Below are 13,790 nucleotides of genomic sequence, written 5' to 3'. Positions count from 1 at the left end.
TCTCTTTATCCTTCTTATCCCATTTTTCCATCGTCCGCTTTTTAAGTTAAAAAAACAAAGATGGAGAAAGGCCTGACCCTTCTCCACATTCTTATTTGATTCATGAAAACTCTTTAAAAGAATGGATCATCGTCTTTGATTACTTGTGCATCCTTCCGTTTGCGAGGTCCGAGGCCATACTTTTCTCTTTCAAGGTCTTCTTTATACGGCAAGGAGAAGGCACACAGGCAATAAATAGCCAAGCCTACAAGCCCATAAGCATGAAAGATACTAAAGAGCACAAAGAGAAAACGCAATAGGTTTGCATCGAGCCCAAATCGATCCGCTAGTCCAGCAAATACTCCGAAAACGATTCTGCCTCGACGTAATTTATAAAAAGTTGGATTCAAGGGCCTACCTCCTATTATTTTAGAACAGTATATCCCGAAATCAAGTCACTGTCATCCGACTCAAGGCCGATTTCCTGGATCAATTGTCCCTTGATACTTAAGTAGTCCTCGACACCGCCCACAGCGATACTTTTGCAGATCAATCCGCCGCTTTCTCCGGAATTCTTGTCCACAGATTGTACAAACATAAATCTTATAGTTTCCCTTATCAACTGAAGGGGCATACCGCAAGCCGTCTACCTTTTTGAGTAAGGCCTTGAAATCTTGATCCTGATGGCGATAGCCCTTTTTCATGTAGTAGAGATGGTAGTGACACAATTCATGGCGGACAATCTTTCGAAAAATCTCCCAGCCAAATCTTTCTAGGATTCTGGGATTGAAATCCAGATGGCCATCTTTAGGAAAGAAGCGACCGCCGGTCGAACGCAAACGAGGATTCCAAATCGCTTGGTGGAGAAAGGGGCGGCCAAAATCTTCCAGCGATACTTCTTGAACGTATTTAGTCAGATTCATGTGGTGCCAAGAGGGAAAGATTTACCTTTTCCCGTTCTAAATCAATCTTGTAGACCCAAACGGTCACTAGGTCACCAACTGAAACAACTTGACTTGGATGCTTGATAAATTGCTGACTCATCTGTGAAATGTGGATCAAACCATCTTCATGAATCCCAATATCGACAAAGGCTCCAAAGTCAACAACATTGCGGACAACTCCTTCTAGTTTTTGACCAATCTTCAAGTCTTTCAAATCAAGAACATCCTGACGAAGGACAGGAGCATCAAAAGAATCACGTAAATCGCGACCTGGTTTGAGAAGATCTGCGACAATATCTTTCAAGGTTTCAGGGCCAATTTCAAGTTCCTGGGCCATAGAAACCGTGTCAATTTGTTTCAATTTAGCTTGGGCCTCTTCATCCATTTCCCGAATCCCTAGTAAGGTAAAGAGCTTCTTCACTGCAGGGTAACTTTCTGGATGGACCCCTGTCCGATCGAGGAAATTCTCACTTTCTGGAATCCGTAAGAAACCAGCTGCTTGTTCAAAAGCCTTGGCTCCCAGACGAGGAACCTTTTTAATCTGTGCCCGAGAAGTGATCAACCCTTCTTCTTCCCTGTACTTCACGATGTTCTCAGAAATGGTTTTATTGAGACCAGCCACGTGAGACAAGAGGGCTGGACTAGCAGTGTTAATATTAACTCCGACTTGGTTTACCACGGTATCAACTACGAAATCAAGGCTTTCAGATAATTTCTTCTGGCTGACATCATGTTGGTACTGGCCGACTCCGATGGATTTTGGGTCAATCTTAACCAACTCAGCCAGTGGATCCTGCAAACGACGGGCAATGGAGATGGCTGAACGCTTTTCAACCGTCAGTTCTGGAAACTCATGGCGAGCCAATTCACTAGCTGAATAGACGGAGGCACCACTTTCGTTCACAATGACATAGCTGACATTTGGAACTTCCTTGAGGACTTCCGCAACAAAGGCTTCGCTCTCTCGACTAGCTGTCCCGTTCCCGATCGCAATGATTTCCACACCGTATTGACGAATCAGCCGTTTCAGTTCTTCTTTGGCTGCTTCAATTTGTGCTGGTTTAGCCGGCGCAACAGGGTAAATCACCTGGGTGGTCAACATCTTTCCTGTCTGATCGACAACAGCTAATTTAGCTCCTGTCCGAAAAGCTGGGTCAAATCCCAAGACCACGCGCCCCTTGAGGGGAGCAATCAGCAAAAGGTGACGAAGATTTTCAGAGAAAAGCTGAATGGCTCCATCTTCTGCCACTTCTGTCAGTTCTGTCCGAATTCGACGCTCCATAGCTGGTAGCATTTTCTTTTTCAGAGCCTGGTTAATGACTTCTTCAATGTAGCTATTCTTCGATTTAAATCGGGCTTCAAAGTGACGAATCAAACGGTCTACAGGATGCTCAAATCCAACCTTTAATACCCCTAATTTCTCTCCACGGTTTAAGGCAAGGGTTCGGTAGCCCTGCATGTTTGCAATCTTCTCAGAAAAATCATAATAGATTTGGAAGACTTGCTTCTCGTCTTTGCTTTCATCCTTCAAGCTAGAGGTGATCAAAGAGTGTTTGCGAATCTCCTGGTAGGTAAGGTTGCGCAATTGTGGGTCTTCTGCAATGGCTTCGACCAAAATATCGATTGCTCCAGAGATTGCATCCTTTACAGTTGGAAATCCTTCTGATAAGAATTCTTCTGCTGCTGTTTCCAAGTCCTTTTGATCTTGCAGAATCATCCGAGCAAGTGGAAAAAGTCCTGCCTCACGCGCAATGGTTGCCTTGGTCCGGCGTTTTTCCTTATAGGGAAGATACAATTCTTCCACATCCGCCAATTTTTCAGCTTGCTTAATCGCTTCTTTTAAGGCTGGGGTCAGTTTCCCAAGCTCTTCAATCTTAGCGAGAACCGTTTCTTTCCGATCGGCTAAGGCTGTTAAAGACTTGTCCATGTCGATAATAGCTTTGATGGCTACTTCATCTAAATTACCCGTAGCATCTTTTCGATACCGAGCGATAAAGGGGATGGTGGATCCCTCTGCTGTTAAGGTCAAAACAGTATCAATTTGTTTGAGACTGACGCCCAATTCTTGGGCTATTTTTTCATATTTTTCCATAGCTTCTATTATACCATAGAAGGCCTTCTATACTTCTTTTTCATCTTACTTTTGGACTTGATTTTCCCCTCTTTTTTGAGAATTTGATATAATGAGGAAAAAAGAAAAGGAGACCTATCATGGCGATTAAATTTTCAAAAACAGACGATTTAGACAAACTCTTTGAGGAATTTGCTGTCTTCCCAGATCCCCCTCAAGTCACTTTACCAGATGACAAGAAGAATGAAACAGCAGGGGAAAACGTGCAGAAGGATTCTAACAAATGAGTTTCTTCCAACAGTTGCCAACCAGTGTCCTTCAGGCTGGAGCGATTTTTCTTTCGATTATGATTGAAGCCCTTCCCTTTGTTTTAATTGGAAGTATCATTTCAGGGGCGATTGATGTCTACATCACCCCTGAAAAAGTCTACCGAGCCCTTCCCAAAAATAAATGGGGGAGAATTCTGTTTGGGACCTTGATTGGCTTTATTTTTCCTTCCTGTGAGTGTGGCATCGTCCCTATTATCAATCGTTTTTTAGAGAAGAAGGTGCCTAGCTATACAGCTGTGCCCTTTCTAGTGACAGCCCCGGTTATTAACCCCATTGTCCTCTTTGCCACTTATTCTGCCTTTGGAAATTCTATTCAAATGGCTCTCTTACGAGCGATCGGCTCTATCCTGGTAGCGACTGTTCTGGGGATTTTCCTAGGATTTTTCCAAACAGCTTCTATTCAACGGGCCAACCGCAAGGAAGTCCATCTTCATGACTTTTCAAAACTATCTGCCAGTCAACGCTTCTTCCAAGTATTTGTGCAGGCCATTGACGAGTTTTTCGACACTGGACGCTATCTGGTCTTCGGTTGTTTATTTGCCAGTGTGGTTCAGGTTTATGTGCCAACTCGCGTGCTAACTTCTATTTCAGCGACGCCACTCCTAGCCATTCTCCTCCTCATGCTTCTCTCCTTCCTCCTCTCCTTGTGTAGTGAGGCGGACGCCTTTATCGGCTCTTCCCTTCTCTCTAGTTTTGGCTTAGCTCCCGTTTTAGCCTTTCTGGTTATCGGACCTATGTTAGACGTCAAGAACCTCTTAATGATGAAGAATTATCTGACCAATCGCTTTATTGTCCAATTCATTAGCATCGTCAGCCTCGTTGTCTTGGTTTATGCTTGGCTTGTGGGGGTGGTCCTATGATTCGATTTCTCATTTTAGCAGGCTATTTCGAAATTACTATGTATTTGCAGCTTTCTGGTAAGCTCAACCAATACATTAATATGCATTATTCCTATTTAGCCTATATCTCTATGATTCTTTCCTTCCTCTTGGCTGTCGTCCAGCTCTATATTTGGATGAAGAATCTGCCCGTTCATAGTCACCTCACCAGTAAAAAAGCTAAAGTCATGAGTATTCTTCTGCTCCTGATTCCCTTGATTGTAGGGATTGGCTTCCCGACAGTGACCTTGGATTCCCAAACGGTTTCAGCCAAGGGCTATCATTTTCCCATCGCGGCTGGCTCTTCCAAAGATATTCAAAATGATGAGGGGACAACCAACCAATACCTCAAGCCAGATACTAGCAGTTATTTTACCAAGTCTGCTTATGAATCTGAGATGAGGGCTGCAGCCAAGAAGTATCTCAAGCAAGATCATATCCAGATCACGACAGAAAACTATATGGAAGTCATGGAAGTGATCTACGACTATCCAGATGAATTTGCTGGAAAAACTTTTACCCTAACCGGCTTCATTTATAAGGATCCCCAGGATCCGGGCAGTCAGTTCCTTTTCCGTTTTGGAATTATCCACTGTATCGCTGATTCAGGAGTCTATGGTTTGTTAACCAAAGGAGCCTCCCAAACCTATGACGATAACACCTGGGTCCAGGCTACTGGAACTCTCAAGATCCAATACCATAAACAACTTGGCCAAACCCTTCCTATCCTAGAAATAAAGGAAGCCCACTCAGTAGAAAAACCTACGAATCCTTATGTCTATCGGGTCTTCTAAGGGCCGTTAAACATCTCTCGGTTGTGACCTTTCGGTCCAACCTTTTTTTATAGCGTCATACATTTAACCTGCAAGATGAAAGTCCGAATACTTTTACTTTCAAAGGGAAATTATCTGAATTTTATGGTAAAATATGGTTTATCAAGTTAGAAAATAGGTATGATCATGTCATCTAAAGTTATTGTAACAATTTTCGGTGCTAGTGGAGATTTGGCTAAACGCAAGCTCTACCCTTCACTCTTTAGACTTTATAAATCAGGTAATCTATCTGATCATTTTGCTGTTATTGGAACTGCTCGTAGACCATGGAGTAAAGAGTACTTCGAATCTGTTGTTGTCGAATCTATCTTAGACTTGGCAGATAGCGCAGAAGAGGCTCAAGCATTTGCTAGTCATTTTTACTACCAAAGTCACGATGTTAATGACACTGAGCACTATATTGAATTACGTAAGCTTCAGGCTGAGTTAAATGAAAAGTATCAAACTGAACACAACAAGCTCTTTTTCCTCTCTATGGCACCTCAATTTTTTGGTACCATTGCTAAACACCTCAAATCTGAGCAAATCGTTGACGGTAAAGGCTTTGAACGTTTGATTGTTGAAAAACCTTTCGGTACAGATTATGAGACTGCAAGCAAACTAAACGAAGAGCTCCTAGCTACTTTTAACGAAGATCAAATCTATCGTATCGACCACTATCTCGGTAAAGAAATGATTCAAAGTATTTTTGCCATTCGCTTTGCCAATATGATTTTTGAAAATGTTTGGAATCGTGAGCACATTGATAACGTTCAGATAACCTTTGCAGAGCGTCTCGGTGTTGAGGAACGTGGTGGCTACTATGATGAGTCTGGTGCCCTTCGTGATATGGTTCAAAACCATACTCTACAACTTCTATCACTCCTAGCTATGGATAAGCCCGCAAGCTTTACCAAGGATGACATTCGTGCGGAGAAAATCAAGGTCTTCAAGAACCTTTACCACCCTACAGATGAGGAACTCAAAGAACAATTCATCCGTGGCCAATATCGTTCTGGTAAAGTCGATGGCATGAAATACATCTCTTACCGTAGCGAACCAAATGTCAACCCTGAATCTATGACAGAAACATTTGCTTCAGGTGCCTTCTTTGTAGATACTGATCGCTTCCGTGGTGTACCTTTCTTCTTCCGTACAGGTAAACGCCTAACAGAAAAAGGAACACACGTGAACATTGTCTTCAAGCAAATGGATTCTATTTTCGGAGAACCACTAGCACCGAATGTGCTTACCATCTACATCCAGCCAACCGAAGGATTCTCTCTCAGTCTTAACGGTAAAAAGGTAGGGGAAGAGTTTAGCCTTGCGCCGAATTCTCTTGACTATCGAACAGATGCGACTGCTACAGGTGCTTCACCAGACCCATATGAAAAACTCATCTATGATGTTTTGAACAATAACTCAACCAACTTTAGCCACTGGGATGAAGTAAGCGCATCATGGAAATTGATTGACCGTATCGAGAAACTTTGGGCAGAAAATGGTGCTCCACTCCATGACTACAAGGCTGGTAGCATGGGACCTCAAGCTAGCTTTGATTTACTTAAAAAATACGGAGCTGAGTGGACCTGGCAACCAGATACAAAGCTCTAACCAAAGAAGCGACGTACTCCATTACGTCTACGACAAAATCGGACAGATTGAAAAAACGTATGAGTAAGCCCATATCTGTTGGAGGATGTTCATCTGCCAATTCACCAAAACGATTATCTTAAGAGGGTATTATGAAAAAGTTATTAGTATGGGGATATGCTCTGCAAAGTATGGATAAAGCAGGAAAAATGGGGTTGCCACGAGTAAGTAGTGGAGTCCTAGGGATATCAGAGGAATTCAACCCTAAAAAAACGCATCCTGATTTTGACTTTCCATGGAGTTGGTTCGTAAAGGGGCAAGAAATTCCTCCGATGCCTGAAAAGGTTTATGTCTGCTTAAAGAAAGCAAGAGGTGTTACTTTTGATTTTCTTCCATACAATGATTTCTTTATCATGTCAGCGCGCTTTTTGGAATTTATAAAAAAATATGGGTTTGATCATGATTTTGGTATGAGCAAGGCAATTATTGTCAATACAAAAGGTGAGCTATTGACGAATGAAGTCTATTATTTGGTAAGAATAGTTAGCTGGGAAATTGAGGATGAAATTGTTTATCCAGATTTAGGAAGAGATGAAAAAGGTTTTTCGCTGGAGGCATATACTAATTCAGATAAGGATATTTTGCTGTCTACCAATTATAATTATTCAGGAACGCTTTTGGTCTCAGAAAATTTAAAAGAAAAAATATTGGAAATGTTCTCCTTACCTTTTCTTTATACTTTGAAGGAATGGAAGGAGCAAAATTATTATGAATTTATTGGATTTGATGAATTATAGCAAAAAGGAAATTTAAATGTCAAAATTACTTTTTACTTCTTCTAAAACACCACATAGTATTGGTTATATTGGAGGAGGAGCTGAACATATTCCGTTAGAATTATGGCCTAAAGTTCCAAATTCTGATGCCTATCAAACGCATCTATTTACTCTTTATTCTGACTTTTTACCTGAAAATGTATTCCCTCGTAGAAATTATTATATCTCTGTTTTTATTTCTATAGAGGAGCATGTACTGGGAGGAGTAAAAGACTCTATTTCATCTAAATATACTGTTAATTGTCAGGATGATTTGATTTTACTAAATGATGGTTTTAGTTGCGTTATCCTTTATGAAAGGGAACAAGCTATCAACAAGCAAGATTTAGGAAATATTTCTTTAGAAAGAAAATTTTTTGAAAGGCTTGATGAAGTTAATAACGAAGCTGATGCAAAATATAATGAAGATGAACATTTATTCTTTGAAGATAATGGGATGGGCTTGGATGTATCCAAAATTTTTGGTAATCCTTATTTTGAACAAGATATAATATATCCTTCTCCTAAGTTTAGTTTTTGCTTGCAATTATTAGAAGAAGATATAGATAAAAAGTTACATATTTTTCAGAATGGTATTGGTTATTTTTATTATGACCAAAATATTAAGAAAAAACTTCTATCTGGAAGTCAAGCAGGTATTTTCTTTATTCAAAATACTTAATAATTAACATGAAACCTTCAGTTTCAACTTAGCAAGCCGTAGCCTGCACAAAACCTCCAATCCCGACGTGGGGTATGTGCGGAACGCACGCACGCAGTTTCCGCTTTTCAGACGACCTCAAAACCTTCTTTGAGGTTGTCTGAACCATCTGTTCTTTAACAATCTCATCTAAAACTAGCCATGAATTGGCGAAAGTTGATGGAAGCGGTAAGCATCCATATTTCCCAGTAGATAGAAAATGCGTTTGATAAGGATAGAAAGCAATATTGGAAAGATAGGGCGAAAGCAGAAAAAAGACGCAGAAGAAAAGCTGGAAAATGTTAAGGTCAATTTACTTATATTTATATCAAAGAGGTTTGTTATGTTTGATACTAATTTTAAAGAATATCTTGATGATGAATTTGGTAGAATATTCCCAGAAAGTCAGGAGGAATATCGTAAATTATTCAAAGGGTTAGGTTTTGGGGAGCTAAATCATGACTTCATTGAATTTTGGGCGACATATAGTGATGAAATTTATGGGAAAATTGGATATTTGGTTGATTTAGCAATGGACTTAGAGGATTTTTCAAGTAGCCAAACAGAAATTTTGAGAAAAAATATTGGCTTACCTGATAATTATTTTTCCCTGTTGAATAATGAGTTGGATGATTATATCCTGTATGATAAAAATACCGATGAGGTTTTTTATGTAGAGGCTCCCACTATTCAAAAGTTTATAGAAAATAAACAATTTAGCAAACATTGGGATAACTTTGAACATTTTATTAAAGATTATCTAAATTATAATGCTTAAGATGTTTAATTTTTAAGCGATTAGCAAGCCGTAGCCTGCAAAACCTCCAATCCCGACGTGGGGTGTGAGCGGTACGCACGCACGCGGCTTTTTTTGGTTTATTAGACGGCCTCTGTAATGAAATAAATTTTAAATTAAATTTTCAATAACTGAGAAAGGACGATTAAAATGCTTGATTCAGATACAAGAAATATGATTTCTGTATGGATAGGAACATCAAATAAGACGTTAGATGAATTTAATAAATACACTGAAGGAATGGAAGATTCAGATTCTCAATGTCCAGCATTTGCAGATTTTGGGGTTTCATTTATTGATTCAGACTTTTTTGTAGCTTTTCGTACCAAAAACGGAGAGATTGTTCCAATTGAAATTTTAGCTGAAGAAATTGGTACGCATTCGAAAAAAGCCACAGAAGAAATTATAAGAGCATCTAAAGAAAAAGGTGTGAATGAAGGGAATTCTTTGTATTATTATGCAAATGCTACTTTTGAACCCGATGATCCAGAAAAACTTTATAATGACTTAAAATTTATAGGAACGTTTAAAGATCCTAGAAAAAAATATCGCTAGTGATAGTGAAACATTAGTCAGGATAAAGGCCGTCTGAAAGTTTTTTTCAGATGGCCTTAAACAAAATTAGATTAACGGCAATCTGATGGTTGCACCATCGACTACGCCTACGACCCTTTCGGCAGACGCCTTTCCAAAGAACGGCAAGACAAACTCGCCTGGACGAGTACCGAACCGAAACGCACCCACTTCGTTTGGGACGGCGCCACCTCTTGCAGGAAGTCCAACCGGACGGCAGATGTACCTATATCTACGACGCCGATCCCGACAGCTACGAACCTTTACAGGTCCGCTGCTGAAGGCGAAAGCAAACAGAAAATCCACTACTTCCACTGCGACCAAATCGGCATCCCGAGAGAGATGACCGATAGAGACGGTAACCTCTTGTGGTTCGGCAACTACACCGGTTGGGGCCGTCTGAAAGAGGAAACCAACATATCCGGCACTGCTCACCAACCCTTCCGCCTGCAAAACCAGTATTGCGACCGTGAGACGGGGCTGCACTACAACTTCTTCAGGTATTACGAGCCTGAGGCCGGGCGGTTTGTGAATCAGGACCCGATTGGATTGGATGGTGGAGATAATCTTTATTGGTTTGCACTGTATACACAAAAGTGGATCGATTCATTGGGATTATCAAGATGCGATCCTTGCGGTAAAGATAAAGATAAGCTTCCAGGTGGCACAACAGTTAAAGATTTTAAAGCTTCTCTTGTTAAATTACCACCAGGAGAAAGGGTTGCAAAAATAAAAAGCATGGCGGAGCAAGTAGCTAGTTCTCGTAGTTGGACAAGAGCAAAAAATATTGAAAGATTAAATCCAAAGAGGACAATATATACTGATGGTACAAACTTTTATTCTTTAGATACACAACATGGAAGGTTTGAAAAACTAAATAAGAAAGGTAAAAACATGGGTGAAGTTGATATGTGTTTAAATGAAAAAGGTAAACAAGATTCTAGTGGTGGACACGATATAAGGATTAAATGATGCAGAAATTAGTAAATTATAATAGTAATTTGGCGCATGGTACCGTTTTTAGATTTCCAGGTTCATATCCACATGAAAAATATGTTGATCTGATGTTAGTTGAATTTCCAGATAGTGATAAAAAATTCGGTCTTGTTGTATCTACTGGTCATAAAGCAGGATTGATTTTGATTAAACTTCCAAAGGAAGCTGAATCAAATCACTTTGCTGGAATAGATAGACAATGGGTAATAGATAACTGGAATAAATGGATATATGAGACTTGTAATATTGATGATGTCTATGTAATTCAAAACTACCCAATTCCTGTTATTGATTACAGCAAGCCGTAGCCTACATGAAACCTCCAATTCCGACATAGCATGGGTGCGGTAATCATGCTGTTTCTGCTTCTCAGACGACCTCAATCCTTTTTCGAGGTCGTCTGAATAATCTCATTATCGTTCACTCTTGCTCTATATCTTACATACGAATACGGCCTGATATAGCCGCAATGAAAGATGGGAAAATCTATTTTATTGAGGTAAAAAATAATATAGACGATTAACGAAAGGTCAAAAGAGATCAGGGCTATTCAATTTGAAAAAACCGCACAATGCTGGGGGAAAATGTCCGAAGGCTGCATATATGGTTTTAACAAAAAATAAGGATAAGCAAACGGATGTGGGTTCCTCTAAAGGTGTTGCTCGCTTTATGACATTAGTATTCAAAGATTGATTTTAAGAAGGATAATTATGAAAAGTAAAGAATTTATTCAAGGCCTTATTGAATATTTAAAAAATAATTTAAATATTCCTGATGCTAATTTTCTAAAAGATAGGATTAAATTTAAAAAAGGAAAATATGTTTATGGTGAAATATCCTTTAGCAATTCTCGTACTTTCGAGGGGGTCATACTTCACCTATATGCATACAATTCTGAAATGGGAAATTTTTTCTCCCAAAATGTTCCTCCTTATGATAAATCGTCAAATCCATATGATTTAGTATTTGTACAACCATCTATATCGCAGGCGCATTTTTTTAAAGCTCCCCCTATTACCTCATTTCCTTATGGAGATGCCATTAAATTACCTGAATCTGAGAATGATGCAAAAAACATCTATCCAGATGTATTAAAGCATTTGCAGCAAAATCATATTCCAATCATTATGGCCTTCCATTCCGGTAGCAAAGAAGTTTTAAAATATTTATCACTTTATCCAGAGGCTTTTCGTTTTAAAGCGTTAACCGCTATTTATATTATAAATAAGAATGAATTACCACTAAATGATCCTTTAATACAGAATATTTTATTGTTTGATAAAAAAGTATTAGAAAATGATAATGGCTTGTTTAGCAAGGATGATTTGATCTTCCTGGAAAATTCTTTTGACCAAAAATTAAAACAACATATTATGCAATAATTAGTCCTTATAACAAGCCGTAGCCCGCACAAAACCTCCAATCCCGATGTAGGGTGTGTGCGGTACGCACGCACTCGGTTTCTGTTTTTCAGACGGTCTTCATCTTATTTTGTTAAAAATGTGCGCACGAAAGGGTTTTTATATCATACTGCTGCCTTTGAAATAGAATAAAAGGTGTATATAAAATCATGTGAGAAAATGATTTCAGAAACTAAACAGCAGGGATTAATTTCAAGGAAACAGGCAACAAGATTTCGTAGAATTATTGGTAAATGTTCCTAATTTTATTAAAGTAAATATATTGGAAAGGGTTAATATGAACTACTTGATTAAGCCATATGAATCAATTGGTGATTTTGTATTTGGTACTTCTCTTGAGGAAGTACAAGAAAAATATGGAAAACCAGCAAGAATAGTTGAAGATAATATTATGAATAATAAGGTGGAATATAGGAATGCTTGTGAGTTAGTTTATGAAAACGATAAACTGGTTTATGGATATTGCTTAAAAGATTCTAATCCCATATTAGGAGATATTGATATATTTAAAAATTCAATCGAAGACCTTAAAGCCATCGATTCAGAATTTATTGAAGGAAAAAAATATATTCTTTTTAAGAACCTCGGAATTTGCATAGGTGGTATGACAGGGAAAAAAATTCCTGAAGGCAAGTTATTAATTGCATTCGATAAAAATCACTTTGATTTTTTTGAATGTTTTATCGAGGTGTAATCGAACTGTAGCCAATGAAACTTCCAATTACGATGTAAAGTAAGCCGTACCCCTGACAAAACCTTCATTGCTGACGTAGGGTGTGTGCGGTACGCACGCACGCGGTTTCACGATCTTTGTCGTACTGTGTCCAATAGCCGTATTCTATAAAGAGATACTAGAACCGAAATATTATTTTAGAAGAGGATAGCATTATGTTAGATAGATTATATTTAATCAAATTGATTAATCAGTTGAGGAATTTTGAAGGATCAGAAGAGGATGAAGAGGTACTCCTTGAAAAATTAGAAAATTTGGTCACAGATCCAAATATATCAGATTATATATATTGGACAAACATGGGCTCCGAGGAAATAGTTGATAAAGTACTTAGTTACAAGCCTATTATCCTCCCTGATTCAAGCAATTTCTAGTCTACATGAAATTTTCAGTTTTAATGTAACATATGTGTGGAATGCATACATGTACTATGCGTAATAAACGACCTAACAAGAAATGTTGATTATTTGACGAAATTATAACTAAAAGGAGTAATGAAAATGAAAATTAAGAGTTTAGTTGAGAAAATGGGCGGAGTTCAAAGGTTTACATTTGAACCACTGATTCCTACATCTAGAAAATTAATGTCCAAATTTTTAGATATTACTAAAGAAGAGTTTTCAGATTATTTGGATTACCTTGAATTATTTGGTGGAGAGACGGGGTTTATAAAAGAATTTAAGTTAACACCATATAGTAATTTGCCTGAATATTGTTATCCTGATGACGATATTCCTGTGGGTGGTAATATCGAATGGAATGGTGGTGATTTAGGTTTTTTTTATGGTGAAAATATAAACTACTTAAAAAACTCCCAAATTAGCGAAAGGCTTGAAAAATACAAAAATAGAATACCAGATAATTTTCTACCAATATCAAGTAATGAATTTGGTGATTTGATTTGTCTATGTACTCAAGGAGAAAGAATTGGGCAAATTTTCTATTGGGATCATGAAAATGAATGGGATGAAGAAGATTATTTTGATGAATTTGGTGTACAAATGCCTGAAGAAGTAAAATTCCAAAATATCTATTTAATTGGTAAAAATCTATATGATTGCTTTAGCAGAATGATTCCAGTTTAATAAATGAAGCAAGCCGTAGCCCTTATAAAACCTTCAGTCCCGACGTAGAGTATTGACGTAGAGCA

General features: G+C 38.4%; 17 protein-coding genes. 14 read left to right on the top strand and 3 right to left on the bottom strand.

Translation table 11 applies throughout. From position 1 onward, the window contains the following. Window positions 1-113: 113 nt before the first annotated feature. Genes AC3E6G_RS02285 through AC3E6G_RS02275 form a run of 3 tightly spaced genes read right to left on the bottom strand, consistent with a single transcriptional unit; the run spans window position 114 to window position 3,015 of the window. A complete protein-coding gene (locus tag AC3E6G_RS02285) occupies window positions 114-389 on the bottom strand; it encodes a PspC domain-containing protein (RefSeq protein WP_048689503.1) in 276 nt (91 codons plus the stop codon). Between the two features lie 60 nt (window positions 390-449). Further along, on the bottom strand, window positions 450-902 hold the full coding sequence (locus AC3E6G_RS02280; RefSeq protein WP_490700373.1) for a SprT family protein: 453 nt from the start codon (window positions 900-902) through the stop codon (window positions 450-452). Then, window positions 889-3,015 carry a Tex family protein gene (locus AC3E6G_RS02275; RefSeq protein ID WP_490700372.1) on the bottom strand — a complete coding sequence of 709 codons (2,127 nt, stop codon included), beginning with the start codon at window positions 3,013-3,015 and terminating at the stop codon, window positions 889-891. The genes AC3E6G_RS02280 and AC3E6G_RS02275 overlap by 14 nt, the downstream gene beginning before the upstream one ends. A 119-nt stretch (window positions 3,016-3,134) precedes the next feature. On the opposite strand from AC3E6G_RS02275, the gene AC3E6G_RS02270 reads away from it, so the two are divergent. The 14 genes from AC3E6G_RS02270 to AC3E6G_RS02205 all read left to right on the top strand — a co-directional run bounded on the left by AC3E6G_RS02270 (window position 3,135) and on the right by AC3E6G_RS02205 (window position 13,725). Beyond that, complete coding sequence (locus AC3E6G_RS02270; RefSeq protein WP_185761534.1) at window positions 3,135-3,281, top strand: SPJ_0845 family protein; 147 nt, start codon at window positions 3,135-3,137, stop codon at window positions 3,279-3,281. Continuing rightward, window positions 3,278-4,183: a permease gene (locus tag AC3E6G_RS02265; RefSeq protein WP_490700371.1), complete on the top strand. Its 906-nt coding sequence runs from the start codon at window positions 3,278-3,280 to the stop codon at window positions 4,181-4,183. The genes AC3E6G_RS02270 and AC3E6G_RS02265 overlap by 4 nt, the downstream gene beginning before the upstream one ends. Continuing rightward, window positions 4,180-4,995 (top strand): TIGR03943 family putative permease subunit, encoded by an 816-nt coding sequence (locus tag AC3E6G_RS02260; RefSeq protein ID WP_048717404.1) that lies wholly within the window; start codon window positions 4,180-4,182, stop codon window positions 4,993-4,995. The genes AC3E6G_RS02265 and AC3E6G_RS02260 overlap by 4 nt, the downstream gene beginning before the upstream one ends. Before the next feature lie 165 nt (window positions 4,996-5,160). After that, window positions 5,161-6,627: a glucose-6-phosphate dehydrogenase gene (gene zwf, locus AC3E6G_RS02255; protein ID WP_490700370.1), complete on the top strand. Its 1,467-nt coding sequence runs from the start codon at window positions 5,161-5,163 to the stop codon at window positions 6,625-6,627. Window positions 6,628-6,758: 131 nt separating this feature from the next. After that, window positions 6,759-7,403, top strand: coding sequence for an Imm43 family immunity protein (locus tag AC3E6G_RS02250; protein ID WP_140814183.1), 645 nt, complete (start codon window positions 6,759-6,761; stop codon window positions 7,401-7,403). A gap of 16 nt (window positions 7,404-7,419) precedes the next feature. Beyond that, window positions 7,420-8,103 (top strand): hypothetical protein, encoded by a 684-nt coding sequence (locus AC3E6G_RS02245; protein WP_490700369.1) that lies wholly within the window; start codon window positions 7,420-7,422, stop codon window positions 8,101-8,103. Window positions 8,104-8,341: 238 nt separating this feature from the next. Further along, entirely contained in the window at window positions 8,342-8,899 is a 558-nt protein-coding gene (locus tag AC3E6G_RS02240) for a hypothetical protein (protein WP_490700368.1), read from the top strand. Between the two features lie 168 nt (window positions 8,900-9,067). Then, window positions 9,068-9,472, top strand: coding sequence for an immunity 22 family protein (locus AC3E6G_RS02235; protein ID WP_490700367.1), 405 nt, complete (start codon window positions 9,068-9,070; stop codon window positions 9,470-9,472). 360 nt (window positions 9,473-9,832) lie between these two features. Next, window positions 9,833-10,462, top strand: a complete 630-nt coding sequence (locus AC3E6G_RS02230) for an RHS repeat domain-containing protein (RefSeq protein ID WP_490700366.1) — start codon at window positions 9,833-9,835, stop codon at window positions 10,460-10,462. Continuing rightward, a complete protein-coding gene (gene imm45, locus AC3E6G_RS02225; protein WP_490700365.1) occupies window positions 10,462-10,794 on the top strand; it encodes an Imm45 family immunity protein in 333 nt (110 codons plus the stop codon). Before AC3E6G_RS02230 ends, imm45 begins: the two co-directional genes overlap by 1 nt. A 402-nt stretch (window positions 10,795-11,196) precedes the next feature. Further along, window positions 11,197-11,868: a growth inhibitor PemK gene (locus AC3E6G_RS02220; protein ID WP_490700364.1), complete on the top strand. Its 672-nt coding sequence runs from the start codon at window positions 11,197-11,199 to the stop codon at window positions 11,866-11,868. 316 nt (window positions 11,869-12,184) lie between these two features. Next, window positions 12,185-12,601 (top strand): CTP synthase, encoded by a 417-nt coding sequence (locus AC3E6G_RS02215; RefSeq protein ID WP_490700363.1) that lies wholly within the window; start codon window positions 12,185-12,187, stop codon window positions 12,599-12,601. A gap of 194 nt (window positions 12,602-12,795) precedes the next feature. Further along, window positions 12,796-13,014: a bacteriocin immunity protein gene (locus tag AC3E6G_RS02210; protein WP_490700362.1), complete on the top strand. Its 219-nt coding sequence runs from the start codon at window positions 12,796-12,798 to the stop codon at window positions 13,012-13,014. 126 nt (window positions 13,015-13,140) lie between these two features. Next, window positions 13,141-13,725: an SMI1/KNR4 family protein gene (locus AC3E6G_RS02205; RefSeq protein WP_490700361.1), complete on the top strand. Its 585-nt coding sequence runs from the start codon at window positions 13,141-13,143 to the stop codon at window positions 13,723-13,725. The last annotated feature ends 65 nt before the right edge of the window (window positions 13,726-13,790 follow it).

Source organism: Streptococcus sp. SCPM-O-B-23252 (M501) (assembly GCF_058200355.1).
This window is presented reverse-complemented; position numbering and strand designations above follow the sequence as displayed.